Origin of the sequence: Sphingomonas kyeonggiensis, from assembly GCF_014204495.1 — a bacterium.
Lineage (GTDB): Bacteria > Pseudomonadota > Alphaproteobacteria > Sphingomonadales > Sphingomonadaceae > Sphingomonas > Sphingomonas kyeonggiensis_A.
Map to the genome: position 1 here is coordinate 84,017 of NZ_JACHLN010000004.1, position 26,048 is coordinate 110,064.

The window sequence follows — 26,048 nt, forward strand, 5'->3', positions numbered from 1 at the left end:
ATTTATCCCTCAGAAGATCGAGGCGGTGAGGCTGACGAGGAAGCGGTCGCCGGGTTTGGGCACGCCAGGCGCCACCCGGTCGAAGGGATGCGCCCAGGCGGCGTCGATGGAGAACCACGGCCCGATCTGGGCGCGGACGCCGTAGCCGGCGGAACGCAGCGTCACCTGGTCGGCGCCCGGCCCGATATTGGTCAGGCGCACGGCGTCGAGGAACGCATAGGGCCGGAACACCGATCGCTTGGCGAACTGGAAGGGCGCGGTGCTGATCTCGAGCGAGGAGCCCAGTGCGCGATCGCCCGAAGCGGCCGAGGGGTCATAGCCCCGGCCGATCGACAGCCCGCCGGCGGCGAACTCCTCATAGGAAAGCAACGGCGTGTCGGTGTACTGCCAGCTGGTCGAGAGGCTGGCCGTGATCGGGCCGAACAGCCGGGCGCCGACCGACAGGTCCGCGCGAACCACCGTCGCATCCGGGTGCCCGCCGAAGCGCGAGGCATTCTTGTTGCCGAAGGGCGTTGCGCCCAGGCCGTTTATGCCCTTGCGGATTTCGAGCGAGCCGGTCGCCGCTACCGAGTGCGACGCCAGCTCGCGCGGGGCGAGATGGCCGTCGAGCTTGGCGAAGAACACGCGCAGCTTGTCGTCGGTCAACGTGGCGATGCCGCCGCCGAACTCGACTTTCTGGTCGATCCATTCGAGACCGCCCGACAGGTTCAAATTGTACCGGCGGTGGCGCAGCACCGGGTAGCTGAGCCTGGCATTGCCGGCGAAGCTGTTGCCGAGCAGGTTCAGCGGCTTGAGCGCCGCGCCCGGCCGCGTCCGCGCGAACGAGCCGGACAGGTCGAGCTGCAACCCCTCCCCGCCAAGCTTCACGCTCTCGGTCAGCTGGATGACACGCTGCTCGGGGCTGGTGATCGTGCCGTAACCGACGATGGTCGTGCGCTCGCCAAACGGGGTGAAGCTGTTGTAATCCACCCGCGCGGTAGCGAGGTCGCGCCCGATCGATTCCGAGCCGCCATTGTTCACCGAGAAGCTGGCCGTGACCGGCGTGCGCGAGATCGCGATGTCGAGGTCGACCGCTCCCTTGCCGCCCGGCGCCTGCTTGAGCGAAGCCTGGACGATCACGCCGGGAATATCCGAGGCAAGCAGCAGGTAGCGCTGGGCGACGTTAAGGTCGAACGGCGTCATGCCCTTCAGCTTGTCGAGATAGCGCTCGACCTGGCGCTGCGCCGGGCCGACATCGCCATGATAGCTGACCGAGGAGACATGTGCCTCGGTGACCAGCAGGACCAGCTTGCCGTCGGCGATGCGCTGCTCGGGGATCTCTACCGAAGCGAGCACGCCGCGACGCAGGTAGAGCGACGCCACCCGGTCGCGGATCGTGCAGATCGTGGCGAGCGGCACCTGCTTGCCGAGCAGGTCGGCATAGGCCAGTTTCAGCCTGTCGTCGGAAAGCGCGAGCTTGCCGTTATTGCCCTGGAACACGACGTCGCTCAGCGTCACCTTGAGGTCGCTGCCGGCAAAGGGACACGGCCCCGCTTCCATGTCGCGGAACAGCTCGCCGCGCGGCGCGGCCGGGATCGGCGTCTGCTGGGCAGGGTTGAGCTGCTGGCGGTTGGGCAGCACCTGCGCCGCCGCCGGCATGGCGAGAACCGCCGCGCCCATTAACAGGGAAGTGGCGAGCGCCTTCCGCCCGAAAGGGAGATGCTGCACGGCAACCTTGGGCATCGCTCGGCCTTTTTTTGTCTTGAACTGGAGAACCGGGAGGCCGCTCCACCCCACGACCCGGGCGAGCGATCCTGCGCGCGGATGGTACCGCAGGGCGGATTCTGCGTCTGTCGCTACAACTAGTGACAGCAGTGGAACGACGTCGCGGAAGGTCGGACTCTGCGGCCTGGAGCTGCGCATCGGCTGCGGTTCCGGGCCTAAGCCACGGTGAAGAAACTCCAATTCCATCGACGCCATCCCCCCGTCGCGATCCCGCGCGCACGATCCCGAGTGTGGTTGGGTACGGAGGCCGATAGGGAGCGAATAGCTCCCATATGGGAGTATCCCTCAGACGAGTCGGAGGGTGGGGACCGACATGGCGAGGCGCACCAGATCCATCTGGCGGTGGCAGCCCGTCTTGGCCTGGATCGTCTTCAGGCGGGTGCGGGCGGTGGAGAGCTGGATGCCCAGTCGCTCCGCCGCTTCGCTCAGCGGCACGCCCGCGATGACCGCCTCGGCCAGCCTCTCTTCCGATGGCGACAAGCCGAAACGCCGCGCGATCCAGGCGACCGCGCCCGGCGGGGTGTCGTCCGGATCGGAGACCACGAGCAAGACCTGCGCGGGAAGACTGGGCAGGTTGAATTCGGCCGCACTGGAAATCGGCCACAGCATCGCATGCAGCGCGCTCGCCCCGGCGCGGCGCGGCAACATCACCCCGCCTGGATCGTCCACCGCCCGCATCGGCGCATCCGCGCTCGCCCGGCAGGCAGCAAAGGCGGTTTCGAGCGCCCGGCTGCACTTGTCATCGAAGCTGCGCGGTTGGCCGAACCGGTTGAGCACCAGACAGTCGCCCCGAATGACCAAAGCATCGGCGCGGCGGTTCATCGTCATCACCCGGCCGTCACGATCGAGCACGAAGGCGGCGTGCATCCAGCCGTCGAATACCGCCTGCTGGGCCTGGCCGGCCATGCGGCTGTCCATCAGCGTGCGCCGCAGCTTGAACGCGCGGCCGAAATGCGGCGCGAGCAGACGGAGCAGCTGCATCTGGTGCTCGCGCCGATCCACATCATTGTCGCGATCGGCAAGCGAAAGCGACGCCCAGCCGCCGGGCTCCCGCTCCAGCACCATGCCGGTGCCATATCGGCCCACGCCATGCGGCAGCATGAAGTCGTTATAATGCTCCGTCCGGAACAGCTCCTCGTCGCTGATGATCGCCTCGGTCCGCACCGGCTGGCCCACGCCGTTGCGCGGCACGAAATCCACATAGGGGCTGGTCGAGAAATGATAGGCCGAATAGTCGCGCAGCGCCGCTTCGGAGAAGTTCGCCCGGATGTTGAGCGCAGCCGAGGGAACATGGCTCTCATGGCTGAACAGCGCGACCGTGATCTCGGGATAGATCGCCTCGATCCGATCGACGAGGCTCTGCCACAGGCACGGGTCGAGCGCGGCCTCGTAGATACCGCCTACCAGTTCCGCGACGAGCATCGGCGTCAGAGGGGCCGGGCTTGGCATGGACGACTCATTCTCTTGCCTGACCTGGGAAACGGAAGGTTAACCCAGCCAGGGTTCCGGAACAAATTGTAACGAGCGCGAAATATTGAGTATGTCGCTATTTATAGGGACAAGGTCGGGGCGTATCCGATGGTACAATCGCGAAAGCCGGGCGTGACGACACGCCCATCCGATCGCCGCTCCGGCCGCGCCGCTGGAGGCGGGCCGCTTCAGGATGCCCGAATGGCCGATTCCGCTCCGCCGCTGCTCAAGGTCGCGCTGGTGGAGGACGACATCGCCTTCCAGAACAGCTTCGCGGCAGCGGTGCGCAGCTCCGGCGACATGCATCTGGTTGGCATGGCGCATAATGTCGCGCAGGCGCGCAGGATGATTGCCGGCGATCCGCTCGACGTGCTGGTCGTCGATCTCGGCCTGCCCGACGGGTCCGGGATCGAGGTGATCCGTGCCGCGCACGATGCCTGGCCCGATTGCGGGATCATGGTCAGCACCACCTTCGCCGACGAAAAGCACGTCATTGCCTCGATCGAGGCAGGCGCGGCCGGCTACCTGCTCAAGGACAGCTCGGCCGAGAAGATCGCCGACGAAATCCGCGCGCTCCATGCCGGCGGCAGCCCGATCAGTCCGCGCATCGCCCGCCAGATCCTGCTGCGCTTCCGCCCCGCCGAGCCGGTACCGGCGGCCGCGGCGCTGGCGGAAGTCACGCCGATCGCCAACCCGCTTTCCCCGCGCGAGCGCGAGGCCCTGGAACTGATCACCAAGGGCTTCAGCTATGACGAGATCGCCGAACTGATGCAGGTCTCGCGCAACACGGTGATGACCTTCGTCCGGCGCATCTATCAGAAGCTGGAAGTCACCTCGAAGGCCGAAGCCATCTTCGAGGCCCGCAACCATGGTATCCTCTAGGACCCTGCGCGCTATCCTCGTCTATGCCGGGATAGCGCTGCTGGTACTGCTCGCCTGCTATTACGGATCGCGCCCCCGGGGGATCCACCTGACCAGCGCCGATCTGCTGGTGCAGGACACGCTGGGCTATCCACCGCCCTCGCGCACCCAGGACTGGCGCGCGCTGCCCGGCCAGTGGCAACAGGTCACCCTCCCCCATGCCCCGCGCCCGAGGATGGTGCCAGGCGCGGGCGATGCCGGCCTGCTGCCCACCCAGACGAGCTGGTATCACTTCACCCTCGGCCCGGAGCAGGCCGCACCAACCGGCGCCTATATCTATGTCCCGCGCTGGAAGACCGATGGCGAGCTGGCCATCTATATCGACGGACGGCTCTTCTATCAGACCCACGCCAATCTCCAGTGGAACGGCTCGAACCGTCCGCTGTGGATCCCGCTCGAGGAAGCGGCCGAAAGCACCCCGCCCAGGGACATATTGATCCGCATGCGCCATGTCCGCGGTATCGGCGGGGCGCTCTCCACCCTGTGGATCGGCGACTATCGCCAGCTCGGCGCCGCTTACTACATGCGCGCCTTCTTCCAGGCCGAGCTGCCCTATATCAGCTCGGCGCTGTTCCTTGCGACGGGGGTGTTCGCCTTCCTGATCTGGCTGCGTTCGCGGCGCGAGACGCTCTACCTGCTCTATGCGGTGATGACGGTCGCGACCTTCCTGCGCGTGATGCACGCCTATATGGGGGCGGACCGCCTGCCGGTGTCCGACGCCTGGTTCGGCTGGATCACGGTCAACTCCGTGGGCTGGACGGTGCTGATCACGCACCTCTTCCTGACGGCCCTCCATCACCACCATGTCCGCGTGCTGACCTGGATCATCACCCTTATGTGCGTGGGCTTCGGCGCGATCACCCTGCCGCTGTTCGAAGGCACGACCGACGCCACGATCATCTCGCCGCTGATGTACATCACCATGGTGGCGGTCGGCTCCGTCACCTTCGCCCTCCACATCCTCTGGAGCCGCCGGGCCGGTACGCTCGAGGGTGCCGGGCTGGCGATCTGCGGCCTGCTCTCGTTCATCCTCGGCGCGCGCGACATGCTGCTCCAGAACAACATCATCAACATCGAGAGCCTGTTCGTCTCCTTCTACGCCCAGATCTCGCTGATCATCGTCTTCTGCCAGATCATGCTGAGCCGCTATCTCAAGGCGATGAAGGCGGTGGGGGAAGCGAACGTCGTGCTCGTCCGCAGCCTGGCCGAGCGCGAGGCGGAGCTCACCGCCAGCCACCAGAAGCTGCGCGAGGTCGAGCGCCGCGAAGTGCTGTTCCAGGAGCGCCAGCGGCTGATGCAGGACATGCACGACGGGCTGGGTTCGTCGCTGGTCAGCACGCTGCGGATGGTCGAGCATGGCCATATCGACGAAGCGGACATCGCCCAGCTGCTCAAGGGCTGCATCGACGACCTCAAGCTCACCATCGACTCGATGGAGCCGGTCGAGACCGATCTTCTCCTCCTGCTCGGCACGCTGCGCTTCCGCCTCCAGCCTCGTCTGGAATCGACCGGCATCCGCCTGCGCTGGGATGTGCGCGATGTGCCGCCGCTCGGCTGGCTCGACCAGCGCCACTCGCTCCACATCCTGCGCATCCTGCAGGAAGCCTTCACCAACGTCATCAAGCACGCCGGCGCCAGCGAGATCGTCGTCACCACCGGGGTGCGGGATGGGCAGGTCTGCGTGGGCATCGCCGACAATGGCCAGGGCTTCGACGTGGCGGCGACTGGCGCGGGCCGTGGCCTGGGCAACCAGGCGCGCCGCGCGGAGGTGATCGGCGGCCGGGTTGAGCTGCTCTCCGGGCCGCAGGGTACCCGCTTTACGCTGCTGCTCCCGGTGGAGGGCGCGGCGCGGCCGCAGAGTGCCGCCGACTAAACGGAAGAAGGGGTTCCGGGCAGCAACCGCCGCTGATACCTCTGCCCCATGACCCAGACGGGATATGAAAGCCGCCCGCTCCTGCGCATCGCCCGCACCGGCGCACAGGGCCCGGCGGACCGAGACATCGCGGAGGAATGCCCGGTCGCGCTCGAATATCAGGGCATCGGCTATGCAGTGCTGATGGCGACGCCGGCCGACCTTATAGACCTGGCCTATGGCTTCTCCCTCTCCGAGCGGCTGATCGACCGGGCCGACCAGATCCTCGATGTCGACAGCTTCCGAGCCGAGCAGGGCTTCATCCTGCGCATCCGGCTCGCGCCCGAGGTGGCGGGCCGGATCACCGATCGCGTCCGCCACCGCGCGAGCGATTCCTCCTGCGGCCTCTGTGGCATCGAGAATCTCGAACAGGCGCTTCGCCCGCTCCCCCAGGTATCGCAGCCCTGCCTGGCCGATGACGCGGCATGCTTCGCCGCGCTTGCGGCACTGCCCGGGCACCAGTTGCTAAACCACGCCACCGGTTCGGCCCATGCCGCCGCGGCCTGCTCGGCGGACGGGGAGCCCTGGCTGGTCCGCGAGGATGTCGGCCGCCACAATGCCTTCGACAAGCTGATCGGCGCGATGGCCCGTGCCGGACGCGGCTGGGACGGCGGCTTCGCCCTGCTCAGTTCCCGCTGCTCCTATGAATTGGTCGAGAAGGCTGCGCTGGCGAACTGCCCGATGCTGGCGACCATATCCGCACCCACCACTCTAGCGATCGATCGCGCCGCCAGGGCGGGGCTGCGCCTGCGGGTGCTGGTCCGCGGCGACGCCCTGCTGGCGGCCGATCCCTAGAGTAGCGGCAGCTTGGGATAGGCCAGGAAGCGCGGCGCATCCGGCGAGACGCGGAGCCAGTGATCGGCATGCACCACGCTGCTCAGGACATGCGAGCGCTGGTCGAGGCTGGTATCGATCCGCACCCGCCCTTCCGGGTCAGGCACCCGCCGGCCGCGCAGGAACAGGGTGGTGCCCTCACGCGGCTCCGCATCCGCCGAGACCGGCGCACCCACCTCACGCGCCAAGCCGAGCATCCGCCGCACCGCCGCCATCACAAAGAAGCGGAAAGCGACCAACGCCGCCACCGGATTGCCCGGCAGGCCGAAATAGGGGCGCCCGTCGGGCAGTTCCGCGAACAGCAGCGGCTTGCCCGGACGCATCTGGACACCGTGGAAATGGATACGCACGCCCCGCGCCTCCAGCCCGCTGCGGACCAGGTCGAAGTCTCCGACGGAAACCCCGCCTGTCGAGATCAGGATGTCCGCGTCGCCCGGCACGAAGGCGGTATCAAGCATCTGCCCCACTGCCTCGGGCGTATCCGCCATCCGGCCGAGGAAGCGCACCGGCAGACCCAGGCTGCGCGCCGCGGCGAGGATCATCGGTGCGTTGCAATCGATCGCCTTGGCCTGGTCGGAAAGCCCGGCGCGATCGGCGGCAAGCTCGCTGCCCGAGGAGACCAGCACGAGGCGCGGCATCCGCCGCACCGCGATCCGCTCGATCCCGCAGGCTGCCAGCGCGCCGATCGTATCGGGCGTGATCAGATGCCCGGCCCCGATCAGTTCGCCGCCCCGTGCCATATCCTCGCCTCGGGCACGCACGTTGCGGAACGCCTCGATCGGCCGACGCACCCGCAAGCAGGCGCCCACGACTTCGCCAAACTCGCGAACGAGGATCGCATCCGCGCCCTGCGGAAGCCGCGCACCGGTGCTGATCGGCACGGCATGCCCGGCCAGCAGGCTGCCGGCCTCGCCGCCGGCGGGAAGGGCGCCGCCGAGCAGAAGGTCGACGGGGTTTTCCCGCGTCGCCGCCAGGACATCGGCGCTGCGCACTGCGAATCCGTCCATCGCCGAGGCCATGAAGCGGGGCACGTCCAGCTCGGCGATCGCCGGCCCGGCGCTGATCCGACCCAGCGCATCCCCCGCCTCGATCGACTCGATGCCGAGCGGCGTGACGGCATCTTCGATCATGGCCAGCGCGGCATCGACGCTCGGCCGCGGGCGCCGCTCAGTCATCGCGCCCGGCCAGCCGCGCCAGGTCTTCGGGCGTGTTCACATTGAGGATCGGCTGCTCGAGCCGGATGCCCCGCGCACCGATCCGCCGCGCCCAGCCGCGCATCGATCGATCCGCTTCCGTCAGGTGCAGGTCCAGCGTCGCGGCGAGTTCCACCGGCCAGAGCCCGACAACCGGCGCATCCTCGACGAAGCAGGGCGCTCCCACCGCTTGCAGCCGCACGCGCAGGTCCGCTGGTAGCCGGGGAGCGTCGCAAGGCACGCTCAGCACGGCATCGAAGCCGTGGGCAGCGTGCAGCGCCGCATTGATCGCTGCAAGCGGGCCAAGCCGTCCGCCCGGCCGATCCGCCAGCCCTTCCGGCCCGCACAGCAGCAGGGCATCGACCTGTGGGGCCAGCGCCTCCCGCACCCAGTCGATCAGCGCGCGCCCCTCGAGCACCGCCGCTGCCTTGTTCGATCCGAAGCGCCGCGATTCGCCTCCGGCCAGGATGGCACCCAATATCCGCACGGCTAACCCGTAACGACGCGAACCGGGATCGACTTGGCGGCGGGCGTGCCGCTGATCCTGTCGTAATGATCCAGCGGCAGCAGCGGGTTGAGCTCGGGATAATAGCCCGCCACCGCGCCGCGCGGCATCGCATAGTCGAGCACGGTCAGCCCATCCACGCGCCGAGCCACGCCGTCGCCGCTGATCGTCTCCAGCGCAATCTTCGCGCCCGCCTCGAGCCCGCGCGCGGCACGATCCTCGGCGTTCATGAACAGCACCATCCGGTCGTTGTAGACCCCGCGATAGCGGTCGGAATAGCTGTAGATCGTCGTGTTGAACTGGTCGTGCGAGCGCACCGTCGCCAGCCGCAGCATCTCCGGATCGTCGACCGGCGTGTCCACGTCCAGTCCCGGCAGGACGAGCATGTTCGCCTTGCCGTTCGGCGTCTTCCAGACGAGCCGGCGCGGCGCCACGTCGAGGTGGAAGCCCTTGGGATTGCGGATCTTCTCCGCGAATCCCGCATAGATCTCCGGATAGACCTCAGCGATCTTGTCGCGGATCGCTCCATAGTCATGGATATAGCGCGCCCAGTCGATCTTCGAGGCCGGCAGCGTCGCCATCGCCATGCGGCAGACGATCTCCACCTCGGGCAGGCAGTCCGGGCTCGCCGGATCGAGCACCCCGCGCGACGCGGTGACGTTCGACATCGAATCCTCGATCGTCACGAACTGCTCGCCCGCCTCGGTCTCGATGCGCTCTGAACGCGCAACGACCGGCAGGATCAGCGCATCCTTGCCGTGAATCAGGTGCCCGCGATTGAGCTTGGTCGCGATCCCCACGGTGAGGTCGAGCTTGCGCATCGCGGCATAGGCGCGGTCGGTATCGGGCACCGCGCGGACGAAGTTGCCGCCCAGCCCGATGAACACCCGGGCGGTGCCGTCCAGCATCGCCTCCACCGTCTCGACGGTGTGATGGCCATGCTCGCGCGGCGGCTCGAAGCCGAACACCTCGCGCACCCGGTCGAGATAGGCCTGGCTCGGCTTCTCGTCGATGCCGACGGTGCGATCGCCCTGGACGTTGGAATGGCCGCGAATCGGCGAGATGCCGGCGCCGGGCTTGCCGAAATTGCCCTTGAGCAGCAGGATATTGGCAACCTGCTGGAGCAGCCGCGACGACAGCTGGTGCTGGGTCAGCCCCATGCCGTAGCAGATCATCGTCGCCTTCGAGCGGATATAGACCTCGGCGCAGCGCCGGATCTGCGCCTCCTCGATCCCGGAGATGCGGACGATCTCGTCCCAGTCCTGCGCCATCACATCGGCGCGCAGTTCGTCGAGCCCGACGACATGCTCGGCCAGGAAGGCGCGGTCGAGGATCGGCTCGCCCGCATCCTCGCGCTCGAACATCACCTTCATCATGCCCTTGAGGAAGGCGAGGTCGCCGCCGATCCGGATATGGACGAACTCGCTGGCGATCGGCGTCGAGCCGAAGGTCGCCATCTGCACCACGTCCTGCGGCTCGGTGAACTTGATTAGCGCCCGCTCGGGCATCGGGTTGACCACCACGATCGGCACGCCGCGCTTCCGCGCCTCGACCAGGTTGGTCATCATCCGCGGCGAATTGGTGCCGGTATTCTGCCCGATGATGAAGATCGCCTCGGTATGCTCGAAATCCTCGAGGATCACCGTGCCCTTGCCCACCCCGATCGCCGGCGGCAGGCCGCGGCTGGTCGGCTCGTGGCACATGTTCGAGCAGTCGGGGAAATTGTTGGTGCCGAATTCACGCACGAAGATCGAATAGAGGAACGCCGCTTCGTTCGGGGTACGGCCCGAGGTGTAGAATTCCGCGTGGTGCGGACTGTCGAGCCGGCGCAGGTGATCGCCGATCAGCGCAAAGGCATCGTCCCACGATACCGGCACATAATGATCCGTCGCCGAATCATAGCGCATCGGCTCGGTCAGCCGGCCCTGCATCTCCAGCCAGTAGTCGGACTGCTCGCCGAGCGCGGTGACGCTGTACTGCGCGAAGAAGTCGCGGGTGACGCGGAACCTGGTCGCCTCGTGTGCCAGCGCCTTGGCGCCGTTCTCGCAGAATTCGAGCGTCTTCTTGCACTCGGGATCGGGAAAGGCACAGCTCGGGCATTTGAAGCCCCCGGGCTGGTTCATCGAGAGCAGCGCGCGGGAGCCCTTGGTGAAGACGCTCTGTTCGAGCAGCACCTTGGCGGTGGCCGCCGCCGCGCCCCATCCCCCCGCAGGAGAATCGTAGCGCTTATACCGTGGCTTGCTCTCGCCCATTCGCTTCACTCCGTCCCGCCCGGCATCGATGCTCTAGCACAGCTAGCCGATCGCGCGCGACGGAGCAGGAGAAACAAAGGTATGGGAATGTCGCGAGGAAAGGACGCGAACCCAGCATCGCTGCGCCGGCCACCCAACGCAGGGCGCCTTGCGGCGCGATCACATCATGCTGGAAAATAAGGAGGGAATGGTGGAGCCGAGGGGGATCGAACCCCTGACCTTCGCAATGCCATTGCGACGCTCTCCCAGCTGAGCTACGGCCCCATTCCTCGGGAGACGGGCCCTCTAGATGGGCCCTTCGGGTCTGGCAAGGGCCTTTTTTCGACCCTTGCCATTTTCCCGGAAATTACTGCTCTTCGTCGTCGCCGCCGGTCTCGACGCCCAGGTCGTCGTCGCCGCCCAGATCAACGTCGTCGTCCGCCGAGGGCTCCTCGTCGTCGTCGCCGATGTCCAGATCCTCGTCGCCGAGATCACCGTCCTCGGTCTCGGGCTTCTCGCCGTCCTTCTTGACCATCTCGAAGGGAAGCGGCTGCTTCGACTTCAGGATGGGCTCCGGATCCCATGCGAAGCCGCAGTTGATGCAGGTGACGGGTTCGTCCTTGGTCAGATCATAGAAGCGCGTACCGCACTTCGGGCACGCGCGCTTGGTGCCCCATTCCGGCTTCACCATGTGTTGCCTCTTCGCCTTTCAAAATCTCGGATTTCGGGATGTTGTCCCGGAAAGTGGGGCGCGCCTTGCCATGCCGCAAGGGCGCTGTCAAAGCCGCGCGTTATGTCTACCGCCACGCCCCGCCCGCTCGCCGTCTCCTCCCGTGGTCCGCTGAAGGGCCGAGTCACCGTTCCCGGCGACAAGTCGATCAGCCATCGCTCGCTGATGTTCTCGGCGCTCGCGGTCGGCGAAAGCAGGGTCGAAGGGCTGCTCGAGGGCGAGGATGTGCTGGCCACCGCGGCGGCGATGCGCGCGATGGGCGCGACGATCACGCGCGGCGAAGACGGCGTGTGGACCATCAACGGAGTCGGAGTCGGCGGACTGCTCCAGCCCGAGGGTGCGCTCGACATGGGCAATTCGGGCACCTCGACCCGCCTGCTGATGGGCCTGGTCGCCAGTCACCCGATCACCGTCACCTTCACCGGCGACGCATCGCTCTCCAGCCGCCCGATGGGCCGCGCGATCGAGCCGCTCAGCCAGATGGGCGCCGAGATCACCGCCAGCCCGGGCGGCCGGCTCCCCCTGATGTTGCGGGGCATCAATCCCGCGGTGCCGATCACCTATACCCTCCCCGTCGCTTCCGCCCAGGTGAAGTCGGCGGTGCTGCTCGCCGGCCTCAACACCCCGGGCATCACCCGCGTCATCGAGCCGGTGCCGACTCGCGACCATAGCGAGCGCATGCTCAAGGGCTTCGGCGCCGAGCTGACCGTGGAAGACAGCCCCGAGGGCAAGATCATCTCGATTCGCGGTGAAGCGGAACTCAAGCCGCAGCACATCGTCGTGCCGGGCGATCCTTCCTCGGCGGGCTTCTGGATGGTCGCCGCCTCGATCGTGCCGGGCTCGGACATCACCATCGCCAATGTCTGCATGAACCCGACCCGCACCGGCCTGATCCAGGCCCTCCGCATGATGGGCGCGTCGATCGAGGAGGTCGATTCGCGCGAAGTCGGCGGCGAGCCGGTGGCCGATCTGCGCGTCCGCCATGCCCCGCTCAAGGCGATCGAAGTCCCGCCCGAGCTCGCCCCCAGCATGATCGACGAATATCCGATCCTGTTCGTCGCCGCCTCGGTCGCGGAAGGCCGCACCGTCGCGCGCGGCGCGCATGAGCTGCGCGTCAAGGAATCGGACCGGATCGCGACGATGCGCGCCGCGCTCGAAGCCAATGGCGTGGTGCTTGAGGAGTTCGACGACGGCCTGGCGATCACCGGCACCGGCGGCGCGCCGATCCCGGGTGGCGGCGCGGCGGTCTCGAAGCTCGACCACCGCATCGCGATGAGCATGACCGTGGCCGGCCTTGCCGCCGCCGCGCCGATCGCCATCGATGACGTGGCGCCGGTCCAGACCAGCTACCCTGCCTTTTTCGACGTGCTGGACAGCCTGACCGCATGACCCGGATCGGCCGCCGCGCTTTCCTCGGCGGCCTCGCCGCCGGCGCCATCGCCCTGCCCGCCTGGGCACGGATTGCCGGCAGCGACATCCGGTTCGCGCCCGACCGGGAACTGATGGTCCCGGTCGAAGGCGGCAGCGTCTATGTCCGGATCAATGGCGACCTCAAGGGCCCGCGCCCGCCGCTGATCTACGCGCATGGCGGCCCCGGCGGCGATCATTCGGGGCTCCTTCCCCTCACCGCGCTCGCCGGCGAGCGCGCGGTGATCCTGTGGGACCAGCTCGACAGCGGCCGCTCGGATGCCCCGCTCGATCCGAAGAACTGGCAGGTCTCGCGCTTCGTCGACGAGATCGACCGCATCCGCGACGCGCTCGGCATCACCCGCTGGCATGTCGGTGGCGGCAGCTGGGGCGGTACGCTCGCGATCGAATATGGCGCGCGCCGGCGGCCCGACACCGCCAGCCTGATCGTCCAGTCGCCGCTTGTCTCGACCAGGAGCTGGATCGCCGATGCCAATCTGCTCCGCGCGCGGATGCCGGCCGAAGTCCGCACCACGCTGGAAAAGTGCGACACCGCCGCTCCGCCCCCGGAAGCCACCTGCGAGGCCGCGACCTGGGACTTCTACCGCCGCCACGTGATCCGCTCGAAGCGCGCCGACGGCATCGCCGAATACCGCGCCAGGGCACCGCGCGACGCCGGCGATACGCTCTACAACCGGATGTGGGGCAAGGCCGAGTTCGTCTCGACCGGCACGCTGCGCGACTATGACGGCGAACCGCTGCTCAAGAGACTGGATGGCCCCAGGACATTGTTCGTCTGCGGCGAATATGACGAGGCCCGGCCCGAGACCGTCTCGACGTTCGCCGCGCGGGTGCCCGGCGCCACCTTCAAGGAAGTGATGGGATCCGCCCATTCGATCCTGTCGGACCAGCCCGAGGCCTATCTCGCCCTGCTGCGTGACTGGATGGCGCGTCACGACGCTATTTGATGCCGATTCATGTCCGAATCGCTTGACGCCGCGCCCGCGTGCCGCGAACGCTCGGGCATATGATCATCGCAGTCGACGGACCGGCAGCCTCTGGTAAGGGCACCATCGCGCGCGCCCTCGCGCAGCATTACGGGCTGCCGCATCTCGATACCGGGCTGCTCTATCGCGCCGTCGCCGCCACCGTGCTGCGCGAGGATCTCGATCCGTCGAAGGAAGCCGATGCCGTCTCGGCCTGCAGCTTCGAGGATTATCTGCTCGACGATCCCTGGCTGCGCACCGATGAGGTGGGCAAGGTCGCCTCGGTCGTGTCGGCGCACCCGCTGGTCCGCGCCGCGCTGCTCAACCGCCAGAAGAAGTTCGCCCGCCAGCCCGGCGGCGCGGTGCTCGACGGGCGCGACATCGGCACGGTGATCGCGCCGGATGCCAACGTGAAGCTGTTCGTCAAGGCGACCCCGATGATCCGCGCCCAGCGCCGCCATCTCGAGCTGCGCAAGAACGGCGTGCTCACCAGCCTCGACAAGGTGCTCAGCGATATCCGCGCCCGCGACGAGCGCGATTCCAAGCGCAGTGAGGCGCCGATGCTCCAGGCGCCCGACGCGGCCCTGCTCGACACCAGCTTCCTCTCGATCGACGCCGCCGTGCAGCGCGCGATCGCGATCGTCGAGAGCAAGACCAACGCGCCCGCCTGAGGCCGCGCGCTTCTGGTTAACGCCTTTATAACCATGACTGCTCAGTATTGTCCCGGAGGAACCCCGGGGGATTACCATGCAGATGACGGTGCGCGCGTTCGAGATCGCGGAGCTGCTCGACCAGGCGCCTGACGGGATCGAAGTCCTGTCGCTCGATTGCTTCGATACGCTGATCTGGCGCAACACCCATGCGCCGACCGACGTGTTCGCCGATATCGAGTTTGTCGGCGGCGGCGTCGAACCGCGGATGTGGGCGGAATCGCATGCCCGCAAGCGCGCCTATCTGCGCACCGGCGCCCGCGAAGTGGGCCTCACCGACATTTATCGCGAGATGCTGGGCAATGCCGACGACGCCGAGATCGAGGCCGCGATCGGCCGCGAGCTGGCGATCGAGGCCGATCACGCCTTCGCCTTCGCTCCCACCGTCGCGCTGATGCGCGAGGCCAAGCGCCGCGGGCTCAAGCTGATTCTCGTCTCCGACATGTACCTGACCGAGGCGCAGCTGCGCGCGCATGTCGCCGGCGCCGCGGGCGACGATGTGCTGGCGCTGGTCGACCAGGTCTTCGTCTCCAACGCCTATGGCGAGGGCAAGCGCGACGGGCTGTTCCCGCAGGTGCTCGAGGCGCTCGGCGTCTCGGCCGACAAGATCCTGCACGTCGGCGACAATCGCGCCGCCGATTATGATTCCGCGATCGAGCATGGCCTGCATGCCGCGCATCTCGTCCAGTTCGATGCCGATGCCGCCGCGCGGTTGCGCATGGAAGCGGCGACCGCGCTGATGCTCGATCCGCAGTGCGGCATCACCCGCCCCGTCGCCCAGCCCCACCGCGCCCAGATCGCGATGCGCCGCTCGGACGATCCTGCCTATATGCTCGGGCACGACATCGTCGGCCCGGGCCTCGCTACCTTCGCGCATTGGCTCAAGAACGAGCTGGACGAAGCCAGCGCCAAGGCCGGCAAGCCGGTCCGCCCGCTGTTCGTGATGCGCGACGGCTATCTGCCCTGGAAGGTATTCGACGCGCTCTATCCGGAGATGGGCGCCAGCACGGTCGAGATCAGCCGCTTCGTCGCGCTGCGCGGCAGCATCGCCGACGAGAAGTTCCTCGACCATTATCTCGAGGAATGGACCGAGCGCCTGCCGGTCCGCTCGCTGGCGCGCCAGCTGATGCTGTTCAGCCACGAATACGCCAAGTACGACAAGGCGACGGATGCCGACGCGGCCAAGGTGGAGCGCGAGGCGTTCGTGAAGTGGGTGCGCAAGGATCGCGACATCCAGCGCAAGATCTTCACCCGCCGCAACGCCTTCCTCAAGAAGATCATCGCGCATCTCTCCGCCGCCGGCGTAGAGCAGGGCGATGCGGTGATGCTGGTCGATATCGGCTATAACGGCACCGTCCAGAACCTGCTGACCCCGATCCTCGCCGAGGCGATGAACGTCAGCGTTTCCGGCCGCTACATCTTCCTGCGCGAGAAGCGCCAGTCGGGCCTCGACAAGCGCGGCATGATCGATGTGCGCAATTTCGACTATCGCACGCTGCATGCGCTTTCGCGCTCGATCGTGGTGCTCGAGCAGCTCTGCAATGTCGAACAGGGCTCGACGATCGACTTCGATGCCGATGGCACGCCGGTGCGCGAGAAGACCGATGCCAAGGCGGCGAGCAACGCCACTCGCGGCGTGGTCCAGGCCGCGTGCCTCGACTTCGTCTCGGAAGCCGCCGGCCCCAGCCGCGTGCGCGCGCCCCGCGCCGACGGCCTGGACAGCCGCTGCCGCGCCGCCGCCGCCAGCTTCGCGCGCCTGTTCTTCCTGCCCAATGCCGGCGAAGTCGGCGTCTTCGAGAGCTTCGATTTCGACTATAACATGGGCAGCGCCGCGTCGGTGACCCTGGTCGACAAGGGGCGCGGCCGGCATGGCCTGCGCCGTCGCGGCCTCACCTTCTACAATGATCAGCTGCCCCAGTTCATGTCGGCGGAGCTTCAGGCCCAGGGCCTGCCGGTCAGCCTCGCCAACTTCACCGCCTCGCGCTTCAAGCTCGATCTGCGCTCCACCGATTTCGAGGTCGGCGGCATCAAGGTGCCGGTGATCCTGGCCGGTGCCGCGCAGCAGGGGGTGATGGACTTCACGGCCTGGCCGACGGCCGAGGGCTATTATCATGTCCGCGTGCCGGTCGGCCCGCAGCGGCCGGTGGTCGCGGTGCAGCTCGGCCAGATCTGCGAATGGGTCCAGGTCGAGGAGTTCGGCTTCATGCCGCTCGAGGACATGTGGGACGGCAAGACCGCGTCCACCGTTCCCGCCCAGGCGACCGCGGACGCGATGGAGCAGATGAGCCCGGGCCTGTTCCGCGCCGGTCCCACCGGCGTGCTGATCGCAGCCCCGCCGGCGGGCACCGAGCCCATGGTATTGTCGCTGGTGTTCCGTCCCGTCGTCGCCCGCAAGGCGGCCGCGGAGCTGCGCGTGGCGGCCTGACCGGCCGCCTCGCCCTCGCCCCTGGTCCTAGCGCCGGAGTTCGACCTCGCCTTCGCCCGGCTCGGTGAAGCCGCGCAGGATCTGCAGCATGCCTTCGGTGCCGAACAGCTGGTAGAGCGTGTTCAGCCCCTGGGCGAGATCGCCGCCGAACTGGAAGGAGAAGCGGTCCATCCCGCACTCCGCCATTTCCACCGGTCCGCCGGAATAGTGCAGCCGAACGTCCTTGAAGCTGCAATTCCGGTAGGTATTGCCGTCCAGCGTTACCGTAACCCCTTCAAAATGCTCGTTCTCATATACCATATCGATTCCTCGAGACCTGATCCCAAAGCCTGCACGTCGCACCTCGCCCGCTTCTCCGCAATGCTTGCGGATAAGGGCTGTTTCCGCTAAGGCGCGCGCGTCCGGCGGGCAGTGCCCGCGGAGGAAGGCGCGGAGAGTTGACTCTCACGCGCCCTTTTCGCTTTCACCGGCGGCTAGTCCTTCCTCCGCTTGCTCCTGCGCGACGGATGCCGCGATCGGCGATCGGCCGCCGCGGCGACTCTGGCCCAAAGACCGCCGGATCCAACCGGCTGGCCGGAAAAACATTGTTAGGAACTGAAACCCTTATGGCCACTACGGCAAATCCGAGCCGCGACGATTTCGCGGCCCTCCTCGAACAGACCCTCGGTCAGGCAGACGGCTTCGAAGGCCGCGTCGTGATCGGCACCGTCACCGGCATCGAGAATGACCTCGCGGTCATCGACGTCGGCCTCAAGTCCGAAGGCCGCGTGCCGCTGCGCGAATTCGCCGCGCCGGGCCAGAAGGCTGACCTCAAGGTCGGCGACGAAGTCGAAGTCTATGTCGACCGCGTCGAGAACGCGAACGGCGAAGCGATGCTCAGCCGCGACCGCGCCCGCCGCGAAGCCGCCTGGGACAAGCTGGAAGCCGAGTTCGCCAAGTCGGCTCGCGTCGAGGGCGTCATCTTCGGCCGCGTCAAGGGCGGCTTCACCGTCGACCTCTCGGGCGCGGTGGCCTTCCTCCCCGGCTCGCAGGTCGACATCCGCCCGGTGCGCGACGTCACCCCGCTGATGGACATCCCGCAGCCCTTCCAGATCCTCAAGATGGACCGCAAGCGCGGCAACATCGTCGTGTCGCGCCGCGCCGTGCTCGAGGAGACCCGCGCCGAGCAGCGTTCGGGCCTCATCCAGAGCCTGGCCGAAGGCCAGATCATCGACGGCGTCGTCAAGAACATCACCGACTATGGTGCGTTCGTTGACCTGGGCGGCATCGACGGCCTGCTGCACGTCACCGACCTGAGCTACAAGCGCGTCAACCACCCGTCCGAGATGCTGAACATCGGCGACACGGTGAAGGTGCAGATCATCCGCATCAACCGCGACACTCAGCGCATCTCGCTCGGCATGAAGCAGCTCGAGAGCGATCCGTGGGATGGCGCCGGCGCCAAGTACCCGGTCGGCGCGAAGCTGTCGGGCCGCGTGACCAACATCACCGAATACGGTGCGTTCGTCGAGCTGGAGCCGGGCATCGAAGGCCTGGTCCACGTCTCGGAGATGAGCTGGACCAAGAAGAACGTGCACCCGGGCAAGATCGTCTCGACCTCGCAGGAAGTCGAAGTCGTGGTGCTCGAGGTGGACGCCGAAAAGCGCCGCATCTCGCTCGGCCTCAAGCAGGCCCAGGGCAATCCGTGGGAAGCCTTCGCCGCTGCCCACCCGGTCGGCACCGAAGTCGAGGGCGAAGTCAAGAACGCCACCGAGTTCGGCCTGTTCATCGGCCTGGACAACGACGTCGACGGCATGGTCCACATGTCGGACATCGCCTGGGGCATCTCGGGTGAGGACGCGCTCAACCTGCACCGCAAGGGCGAGGTCGTTAAGGCCATCGTTCTCGCCGTGGAGCCGGACAAGGAGCGCATCTCGCTCGGCATGAAGCAGCTCGAGCGTGGTGGCGTTGCCGCTGCCGGTTCGACCGCGTCGGCCGATCGCCTCAACAAGAACCAGGTCGTCACCGTGGTCATCCTCGAAGTCCGCGACGCGGGCCTCGAAGTGCAGGTTGGCGAAGACGGCGCGACCGGCTTCATCAAGCGCACCGACCTCGGCCGCGACCGCGACGAGCAGCGTCCGGAGCGTTTCGCTGTCGGCCAGAAGCTCGATGCGATGGTCACCGGCTTCGATCGTTCGAAGAAGCCGACCTTCTCGGTCAAGGCGATGCAGATCGCCGAAGAGAAGCAGGCTGTGGCGCAGTACGGCTCGTCCGATTCGGGCGCGTCGCTGGGCGACATTCTCGGCGAGGCCCTCAAGGCCCGCAACGAGAAGAACTAAGACCTTTCGGAACGGGGAGCGGCAAAACCGCTCCCCGTTTTCGATTATTCCCGATTATCATAGGTTAATAAGCAATCTTCGCCTTGATGAAGATTGCTGAACGGGGCTAGAGAGTCCGTAAGGGATTGGTGTTCGCACGGAATCCGCATGTCCGTGTGCGCAAAGGGAGGGTTGCGGATGATCCGCTCGGAACTGGTTCAGTTGCTGGTGCAGGACAATCCGGGCCTCTCGGTCCGTGAGGTCGAGAAGATCGTGTCCGTCTTTTTCGATGAGATCGTCGGCCGCCTCCAGCAGGACGGCCGAGTCGAGCTCCGCGGCTTCGGCGCCTTTTCCACCCGCGCACGCGATGCGCGTACCGGCCGTAACCCGCGCACGGGTGAGACGGTCGAAGTCGACGCCAAGCGCGTCCCCTATTTCAAGCCTGGCAAGGAAATGCGCATCAAGCTGAACGTCTGACGCCGCGCGCCGGATGGCGCGCGTGCTTGACGATGCTTTGCGCATGCGCTTCGTGCGCCTGCACGATGCGGACGTGGCGGAACCGGTAGACGCCGGAGACTTAAAATCTTCTGCCCTTCGGGGCGTGCGGGTTCGAGTCCCGCCGTCCGCACCAGCGCTGAGCCGGCATCCCCACCACCCCAAGCAGGCACCACGGCCGGATTACCCCGACCGCCGCCTCGGTGGTCATGATCGCATCGCCGGATCGGCGGGGGTTGGCAGCCCATGCGCGGCGCCATACACCAAGCCTACCCCAGCCGGATCCATTTCCCGATGCGCCCAAGCTTCCTTGCCCTGCTGCCCCTGCTCGCGCTTGCGGCGTGTGGCGGCGGCGCGGGTCAACGGCGCGACAATACCGTCGTTGTGGTGAGTGCCATCGGCAGCGGCAGCACGCTCGCCGATCCCGATACCGGCCCACTGGATCCCGCGCATCGCGTGCTGATGGGCGCGGCTGCGCAGGGACTGGTACGCTTCGACGCCACGGGGCAGATCGAGCCCGGCCTGGCCGAGCGTTGGATCGTGATCGACGACGGCCGCAGCTACATCTTCCGGCTGCGTGACGACGCGACCTGGCCCGATGGCGAGGCCGTCACCGCCGGTGAAGTCGTCCGTGTCCTGCGCCGCGCCATTCAGCCGCGCTCGCGCAATCCGCTCGCTCCCTTCCTCGCGGTGATCGACGAGATCGTCGAGATGACTCCGCAGGTGATCGAGGTGCGGCTGAAGCGTCCGCGCCCGGACCTGCTCAAGCTATTCGCCCAGCCGGAGATGGCCGTGTTCCGGCTCGACAAGATCGATGGCAGCGGCCCGTTCCGCGCCACCCCGAACCGCGCGGGCGTGCTGCTCAGGCCCATCCCCGAACCCGGAGATCCGGACGAGGCGGCAGCGCCGCGCCCCCAGGAGACCCTGCAGTTCCGTGGCGAGCGCGCCTCGATGGCGCTCGCCCGTTTCCGGGAAGGACAGTCCGATCTGGTGCTGGGCGGCAGCTTTGTCGATTGGCCCCTGGTCGGCGTGGTCGGCATCGCCGGCCCGAATGTGAAGCTCGACAACGCGCTCGGGCTGTTCGGCCTGGCCGTCGCCTCGCGCGAAGGCTTCTTCGCCGATCAGGCCAATCGCGCGGCGATCGCCATGGCGATCGACCGCCCCACCCTCACCCGTCAGATCCACCCCGATTGGGCCCCGGTCGAGACGCTGCTGCCCAGCCAGCTCGATTCCGCCAACGCGCCCACCCAACCGGCCTGGGCGTCACTCGATCTCGACGCGCGCCGGCAGAATGCCCGCAATGCCGTGGCCAACTGGCGCCGAAGCCACCCGGGACCGGTCACCGTACGGGTCGCCCTGCCCTCCGGCCCCGGCGCCAATCTTGTCTGGTCGCGGATCGCCGAAGCGCTCTACGCCATCCGGCTGACCCCGGTCCGCGTCGCGCAGGACGCCCCCGCCGACCTGCGGCTGATCGATGCCGTCGCGCCCTATGACAGCGCCCGCTGGTTCGTCGCCACCGCTTGCGAAGCCTGCTCGCCGCAAGCCCAGGCGCTGATCGAAGCAGGTCGCGATGCGCCCGACCTCGACGCCCGCGCCGCACGCATCGCCGATGCAGATGCCGCGCTCACCGCCGATGTCGCATACATCCCTATCGCCCAGCCCTTCCGATGGTCTATCGTCGCGCTGCGGCTGCAGGCCTGGCAGGGGAACGCCCGGGCGTGGCACCCGTTGAACCACCTGCGCAACGAGACGAGGTGAACGTGGCGAAGACGACGCGGATGGCTTCGGGGGCAAGGGCGGCGGCGAGTGCGCTGCCGCTGGGCACGCATGCGGCCGATGTCCGCAAGCGTGTCGAGGCGATGGAGCATCTGCTCGAGCGCAGCGTGCCGATCCCCGGCACCAAGGCCAAGGTCGGCCTCGACGCGATCCTCGGCCTGGTCCCCATCGGCGGCGACGTGATTGCGGCGCTGCTCGGCCTCTACATCGTCTGGGAAGCCCGCAACCTGAAGATGCCGAAGGCGACGATGATCCGCATGCTCGGCAATGTCGGCTTCGACTGGGCGATCGGTCTGGTGCCCGTGGTGGGCGACGCAGCCGACTTCCTGTTCAAGTCGAACAGCCGCAACCTGAAGCTGATCAAGCGCCACCTCGACCGGCACCACCCGGGCACCTCGACGATCGACCACCGCTAACGGCGGCCGCCGCCCCGCCAGATCTTGAGCGCGGCGCTGTCCGTCGCGCCGCCGCTGTTCGGCTTGCAGCGCTCATAGCGCAGCCCGGTGTCGAGGCAGAGCCACAGCTCGTCGAGCCAGTTCTCCTTGGTCACCGTCACGCGGATCGCCTCGGCCGGAATGTTCGGATTGGCGGCAGCGAAGCGCGCCTTGAACTGGCCGACGGTCAGGTCGCCGCGCGAGAGGCGATCCATGTCCGGATAGCGCACCAGGTCGTAGAGCCGCTTGGCCGTGGCGAAATAGGTGGCGGGCGACATCGTCGTGCAGGTGCCGTGCTTGGCCCATTCATGCTGGATCAGCTGGGCCGAGGGCGTGGTGCACAGCATCTGCTTGATCTGCGCCGGCGGCAGGATGCGCGTATCGGCGCAATATTGCGGCCAGGTCTTGCCCGTCCCGTCCGGCCACAGGCCATGCAGGGTGAAGCCGAAGCGGGCGCCCCGGCCGCAGCGGAAGCGGTTCTCCGGATTGGCCGCATCCGCGCGGCACAGGCCGGGGTTCCAGGTCAGCGCCAGCGTATAGCTGCCGATCGGCAGGATGCGGCGCGGCTGCTTGGCATCGGGCAGGTCCGGCCGCGGCCGCTCGACGCCCGCGGCGGGGCGACACATCAGCGCCTGGGCCGATGCCATGCCCGGCAGCAACGCGAGCCCGGTGCCGGCGATCCCGAGAAGCCGCTTGCGCATCGCCATCTTCCTCATCCTTGGGTGAAATCCAGGCCGATATCGGCGGCGGGCGCCGACTGGGTCAGCCGGCCGACGCTGACATAGGTTACGCCGCTTTCGGCAAGCGAACGGATGGTATCGAGCCGCACCCCGCCCGAAGCCTCGGTCGGCACCCGTCCGGCGACCAGCGCCACCGCCTCGCGCAGTGTCTCCGGCCCCATATTGTCGAGCAGCAAATGGGTGGCGCCGGCTTCCAGCGCCGGCTCGATCTGGTCGATCCGATCGACCTCGACGATGATGTGTTCGATGCCCGCGGCCACCGCGCGGCGCGCCGCCTCGCCCACTGAACCGGCGACGGCGACATGATTGTCCTTGATCATCGCCGCGTCCCACAGGCCCATGCGGTGATTGGTCGCCCCGCCCATGCGCGTGGCATATTTCTCCAGAACGCGGAGACCCGGAAGCGTCTTGCGGGTATCGAGCAACGTCGTGCCGGTGCCAGCGATCGCATCGACATAGGCGCGCGCCATCGTCGCGATGCCGGAGAGGTGCTGCACCGTGTTGAGCGCCGACCGCTCGGCGGTGAGCAGCGCGCGGGCCTTGCCGCGCAGCCGCATGAGATCGGTACCGGCGGGCACCTGCTGCCCGTCCTCGACCAGCCGCTCGATCTCCACCTCGGGATCGAGCGCGCGGAAGAATGCCTCGGCGATCGGCAGACCCGCGACGGTGATCGCGTCGCGGCTGTCCATCACGCCGGTGAACACGGCATCCGCCGGAATCACGGCGGCGGAAGTGATGTCTCCCTTGTCGCCCAGATCCTCGGCAAGGGTGGCGGCGACGAAGGCGTCGAGATCGAAGCGGTCGAGCGTGAAGGCCATGCGCTGCCCTTAGGAGCCATGCCCGGCGGCGGCAATGGCGACCTGCCGAACGGATGCCATTGACCGAAGCCAGCCCGCCGGGTCATCGATAGCCCATGGCCGATGTCGAACCCGCTCTGTTCCCGGTTATCCGTGGCCTGCACACTTATTGGCAGCGCAAGACCCGCCACCTCGCCGCGCCGCCCGAAGACTGGCTGGCGGACAAGCTGCTGCTCGATCTGCTGGGGCTGGGGACGGAACAGGCCATACAGTATCTTGCCGCCGAGAGCCCGGACTTTGACGGTTTCTGCCGCTGGATCCTGGCCACCGCCGGCTCGCCCGAGCCGCTGGAAATCGCCCGGTTCCACGCCGCGCTGGATGGTGCCCCGCCCCCGCCGGCCGTTGCCGCCCGGCTGGCGGCTATCGATGCGATGCCCGACACGCTGGACGCCACCCACCTCGCCCATTGGGAAGAGCACGGCTATGTGGTGCTGCACGATGCAGTCACGCCCGAGGAAGCGGAGGCTGCCGCGACCCTGCTCTGGGAAACCGTCGGTGCCGACCCGTCCGATCCCGCAACCTGGTATTCGGCGCGCAGCCAGGGGATGATGGTCCAGTTGTTCCAGCATCCGGCGCTCGAAGCGGTGCGGCGGTCGCCCCGGGTACACAAGGCCTTTGCCCAGCTCTGGGGCACCAGCGACCTGTGGCGGCGGGTGGACCGGATGAGCTTCAACGCGCCGCTCCGTGCCCGCCAGGCCTTCGTCCCGCCGCGCCTGCATTGGGACGTGAGCCTGGTGCCGCCGATCGCCTTCGCTACCCAGGGGGTGCTGTATCTATCGGACACCAGCGAGGATCAGGGCGCGTTCGAGCTGGTGCCCGGCTTCCATCACGAGTTGCTCGACTGGCTCGACGGATTGGGGGATGCCGATCCACGCAAGATCGATCTCAGCGATCGGGCGGTACGCATCCCGGGCCGCGCGGGCGACCTGATCATCTGGCGGCACGACCTGCCCCACGGGGCCAGCCCGAACACGACAGACCGGCCAAGACTGGCGCAGTATGTGAACTTCTATGCGGCGTCGATGGGCATCCAGCCTGAATGGCGCTGAGCCACCGCGGCCGGCTTGCAATGTAGGATTTCGTCTGCTGGGCTCGCGCCGCCGGCTCCATGGCCGGCCGCTCTTTGACGCCGTTGGGAAAATAGGATCACGCGCGCGCAATCATGTTGCGGGATGCACGGCTTCCCCGGGAAAATAGGGAAGGCAAGCGCCGACGAAACCCGCTCTTGGCCTGTACTTTGTGTACTTCCGCGAGTCGCCGCCGAACGCGTGTTGGACCGCGGCGACCGCGCCCTAGTCGCCCTTGGTGGGATCGCCGCCGATCGCGCCCAGGTCGCCCTGCCCGACCGTGCTCGACGCCATCTCCAGCATCCGGTCGAGGCTCTTCTTGGCCTGGAGGCGCAGCCCCTCCTCGATCTCGATGCGCGGGGTGAGATCGCGCAGCGCGAGGTAGAGCTTCTCCATGTTGTTGAGCGCCATGTACGGGCAGATATTGCAGTTGCAGTTGCCGTCGGCACCGGGCGCGCCGATGAAGGTCTTCTCCGGCATCGCCTTCTGCATCTGGTGGATGATGTGTGGCTCGGTGGCGACGATCAGGATGTCGCCGTCCATTGCCTGCGAGAATTCCAGGATGCCGCGGGTCGAGCCGACATAGTCGGCGTGATCGAGGACATGCGGCGGGCATTCGGGGTGCGCGGCAACCGGAGCGCCGGGATACTGCGCCTTGAGCTTCAGCAACTCGGTTTCGCTGAACGCCTCGTGCACGATGCATACGCCCGGCCAGAGCAGCATGTCGCGGCCGATCTTGCGCTTGAGATAGCCGCCCAGGTTGCGGTCCGGCCCGAAGATGATCTTCTGGCTCTCGGGGATCTGGGCGAGGATCTTCTCGGCCGAGCTCGAGGTGACGATGATGTCGCTGAGCGCCTTCACCTCGGTCGAGCAGTTGATATAGGTCAGCGCGATGTGATCCGGGTGCGCGGCACGGAAGGCAGCGAACTGCTCCGGCGGGCAGCTGTCCTCGAGGGAGCAGCCGGCGTTCATGTCGGGCAGCACCACGATCTTCTCGGGGCTCAGGATCTTGGCGGTCTCGGCCATGAAGCGCACGCCGCAGAAGGCGATCACATCCGCATCGGTCTCCGCCGCCTTGCGGCTGAGGTCGAGGCTGTCGCCGACGAAGTCCGCCAGGTCCTGCAGCTCGGGCTTCTGGTAATAATGGGCGAGGATGACGGCGTTGCGCTCCTTGCGCAGCCGATCGATCTCGGCGCGGAGATCGAGCCCGCTCAAGCTGCCGCCAATGCCGTTGCGCGCGTCCATGCCAACCATACTCCCTTGCCCGCGCCGCACATGGCCCGGCGCGAGCCCG

Annotated in this window: 22 protein-coding genes and 2 tRNA genes; 13 read left to right on the forward strand and 11 right to left on the reverse strand. The window is 67.5% G+C overall.

The window, feature by feature from the left end; translation table 11 throughout:
• Positions 1 to 9: 9 nt before the first annotated feature.
• Positions 10 to 1,659, reverse strand: a complete 1,650-nt coding sequence (locus HNP52_RS19285) for a ShlB/FhaC/HecB family hemolysin secretion/activation protein (protein WP_184169424.1) — start codon at positions 1,657 to 1,659, stop codon at positions 10 to 12.
• A 390-nt stretch (positions 1,660 to 2,049) separates the two neighbouring features.
• Positions 2,050 to 3,213, reverse strand: a complete 1,164-nt coding sequence (locus HNP52_RS19290; RefSeq protein WP_184169426.1) for a helix-turn-helix transcriptional regulator — start codon at positions 3,211 to 3,213, stop codon at positions 2,050 to 2,052.
• A gap of 222 nt (positions 3,214 to 3,435) precedes the next feature.
• Between HNP52_RS19290 and HNP52_RS19295 the strand changes: the two genes are divergently transcribed.
• Genes HNP52_RS19295 through fdhD form a run of 3 tightly spaced genes read left to right on the forward strand, consistent with a single transcriptional unit; the run spans position 3,436 to position 6,862 of the window.
• Positions 3,436 to 4,116, forward strand: coding sequence for a response regulator transcription factor (locus HNP52_RS19295; RefSeq protein WP_184169427.1), 681 nt, complete (start codon positions 3,436 to 3,438; stop codon positions 4,114 to 4,116).
• The gene (locus HNP52_RS19300) at positions 4,103 to 6,028 is read left to right on the forward strand and encodes an ATP-binding protein (RefSeq protein ID WP_184169429.1); all 1,926 of its coding nucleotides are present in this window, start codon (positions 4,103 to 4,105) and stop codon (positions 6,026 to 6,028) included. Before HNP52_RS19295 ends, HNP52_RS19300 begins: the two co-directional genes overlap by 14 nt.
• Positions 6,029 to 6,076: 48 nt before the next feature.
• Positions 6,077 to 6,862: a formate dehydrogenase accessory sulfurtransferase FdhD gene (fdhD, locus tag HNP52_RS19305; protein ID WP_184169431.1), complete on the forward strand. Its 786-nt coding sequence runs from the start codon at positions 6,077 to 6,079 to the stop codon at positions 6,860 to 6,862.
• On the opposite strand, the gene HNP52_RS19310 is transcribed toward fdhD, so the two are convergent.
• From HNP52_RS19310 to HNP52_RS19330, 5 genes are all read right to left on the reverse strand, one after another.
• A complete protein-coding gene (locus HNP52_RS19310; RefSeq protein WP_184169433.1) occupies positions 6,859 to 8,076 on the reverse strand; it encodes a molybdopterin molybdotransferase MoeA in 1,218 nt (405 codons plus the stop codon). The genes fdhD and HNP52_RS19310 overlap by 4 nt on opposite strands.
• On the reverse strand, positions 8,069 to 8,581 hold the full coding sequence (locus HNP52_RS19315; protein WP_184169435.1) for an NTP transferase domain-containing protein: 513 nt from the start codon (positions 8,579 to 8,581) through the stop codon (positions 8,069 to 8,071). Before HNP52_RS19315 ends, HNP52_RS19310 begins: the two co-directional genes overlap by 8 nt.
• A gap of 2 nt (positions 8,582 to 8,583) precedes the next feature.
• Complete coding sequence (locus HNP52_RS19320) at positions 8,584 to 10,851, reverse strand: FdhF/YdeP family oxidoreductase (RefSeq protein WP_184169437.1); 2,268 nt, start codon at positions 10,849 to 10,851, stop codon at positions 8,584 to 8,586.
• 188 nt (positions 10,852 to 11,039) lie between these two features.
• Positions 11,040 to 11,115: transfer RNA gene (locus tag HNP52_RS19325), tRNA-Ala, on the reverse strand.
• A gap of 82 nt (positions 11,116 to 11,197) precedes the next feature.
• Complete coding sequence (locus tag HNP52_RS19330; RefSeq protein ID WP_184169439.1) at positions 11,198 to 11,521, reverse strand: TIGR02300 family protein; 324 nt, start codon at positions 11,519 to 11,521, stop codon at positions 11,198 to 11,200.
• A gap of 102 nt (positions 11,522 to 11,623) precedes the next feature.
• On the opposite strand from HNP52_RS19330, the gene aroA reads away from it, so the two are divergent.
• The 4 genes from aroA to HNP52_RS19350 all read left to right on the forward strand — a co-directional run bounded on the left by aroA (position 11,624) and on the right by HNP52_RS19350 (position 17,088).
• The gene (gene aroA / locus HNP52_RS19335) at positions 11,624 to 12,949 is read left to right on the forward strand and encodes a 3-phosphoshikimate 1-carboxyvinyltransferase (RefSeq protein ID WP_184169441.1); all 1,326 of its coding nucleotides are present in this window, start codon (positions 11,624 to 11,626) and stop codon (positions 12,947 to 12,949) included.
• Complete coding sequence (locus HNP52_RS19340) at positions 12,946 to 13,935, forward strand: proline iminopeptidase-family hydrolase (protein WP_184169443.1); 990 nt, start codon at positions 12,946 to 12,948, stop codon at positions 13,933 to 13,935. Before aroA ends, HNP52_RS19340 begins: the two co-directional genes overlap by 4 nt.
• A gap of 59 nt (positions 13,936 to 13,994) precedes the next feature.
• Positions 13,995 to 14,624, forward strand: a complete 630-nt coding sequence (locus HNP52_RS19345; protein WP_184169445.1) for a d(CMP) kinase — start codon at positions 13,995 to 13,997, stop codon at positions 14,622 to 14,624.
• Positions 14,625 to 14,706: 82 nt separating this feature from the next.
• On the forward strand, positions 14,707 to 17,088 hold the full coding sequence (locus tag HNP52_RS19350; RefSeq protein ID WP_184169447.1) for an HAD family hydrolase: 2,382 nt from the start codon (positions 14,707 to 14,709) through the stop codon (positions 17,086 to 17,088).
• A gap of 27 nt (positions 17,089 to 17,115) precedes the next feature.
• On the opposite strand, the gene HNP52_RS19355 is transcribed toward HNP52_RS19350, so the two are convergent.
• Positions 17,116 to 17,388: a hypothetical protein gene (locus tag HNP52_RS19355; RefSeq protein ID WP_184169449.1), complete on the reverse strand. Its 273-nt coding sequence runs from the start codon at positions 17,386 to 17,388 to the stop codon at positions 17,116 to 17,118.
• Positions 17,389 to 17,693: 305 nt separating this feature from the next.
• Between HNP52_RS19355 and rpsA the strand changes: the two genes are divergently transcribed.
• The 5 genes from rpsA to HNP52_RS19380 all read left to right on the forward strand — a co-directional run bounded on the left by rpsA (position 17,694) and on the right by HNP52_RS19380 (position 22,072).
• Entirely contained in the window at positions 17,694 to 19,406 is a 1,713-nt protein-coding gene (rpsA, locus tag HNP52_RS19360) for a 30S ribosomal protein S1 (protein ID WP_184169451.1), read from the forward strand.
• A 177-nt stretch (positions 19,407 to 19,583) separates the two neighbouring features.
• The gene (locus tag HNP52_RS19365) at positions 19,584 to 19,862 is read left to right on the forward strand and encodes an integration host factor subunit beta (protein ID WP_184169453.1); all 279 of its coding nucleotides are present in this window, start codon (positions 19,584 to 19,586) and stop codon (positions 19,860 to 19,862) included.
• A 67-nt stretch (positions 19,863 to 19,929) separates the two neighbouring features.
• A tRNA-Leu gene (locus tag HNP52_RS19370) sits at positions 19,930 to 20,016 on the forward strand.
• Between the two features lie 158 nt (positions 20,017 to 20,174).
• Positions 20,175 to 21,638 (forward strand): ABC transporter substrate-binding protein, encoded by a 1,464-nt coding sequence (locus HNP52_RS19375; protein WP_184169455.1) that lies wholly within the window; start codon positions 20,175 to 20,177, stop codon positions 21,636 to 21,638.
• Positions 21,639 to 21,640: 2 nt separating this feature from the next.
• On the forward strand, positions 21,641 to 22,072 hold the full coding sequence (locus tag HNP52_RS19380; RefSeq protein WP_409372656.1) for a DUF4112 domain-containing protein: 432 nt from the start codon (positions 21,641 to 21,643) through the stop codon (positions 22,070 to 22,072).
• Here HNP52_RS19380 and HNP52_RS19385 read toward each other — a convergent pair.
• Together HNP52_RS19385 and nadC are read right to left on the reverse strand one after the other, a co-directional pair.
• Positions 22,069 to 22,791, reverse strand: a complete 723-nt coding sequence (locus HNP52_RS19385) for a ribonuclease T2 family protein (RefSeq protein WP_184169457.1) — start codon at positions 22,789 to 22,791, stop codon at positions 22,069 to 22,071. The two genes, HNP52_RS19380 and HNP52_RS19385, sit on opposite strands and share 4 nt — an antisense overlap.
• An 11-nt stretch (positions 22,792 to 22,802) precedes the next feature.
• Complete coding sequence (nadC, locus tag HNP52_RS19390; RefSeq protein ID WP_184169459.1) at positions 22,803 to 23,648, reverse strand: carboxylating nicotinate-nucleotide diphosphorylase; 846 nt, start codon at positions 23,646 to 23,648, stop codon at positions 22,803 to 22,805.
• A gap of 95 nt (positions 23,649 to 23,743) precedes the next feature.
• Here nadC and HNP52_RS19395 point away from each other — a divergent pair, with 95 nt between their 5' ends.
• Entirely contained in the window at positions 23,744 to 24,736 is a 993-nt protein-coding gene (locus tag HNP52_RS19395; protein WP_184169461.1) for a phytanoyl-CoA dioxygenase family protein, read from the forward strand.
• A 243-nt stretch (positions 24,737 to 24,979) separates the two neighbouring features.
• Here the strand turns inward: HNP52_RS19395 and nadA are convergent, their stop codons facing one another.
• Positions 24,980 to 25,999 (reverse strand): quinolinate synthase NadA, encoded by a 1,020-nt coding sequence (gene nadA, locus HNP52_RS19400; RefSeq protein ID WP_184170664.1) that lies wholly within the window; start codon positions 25,997 to 25,999, stop codon positions 24,980 to 24,982.
• Positions 26,000 to 26,048 lie beyond the last annotated feature (49 nt).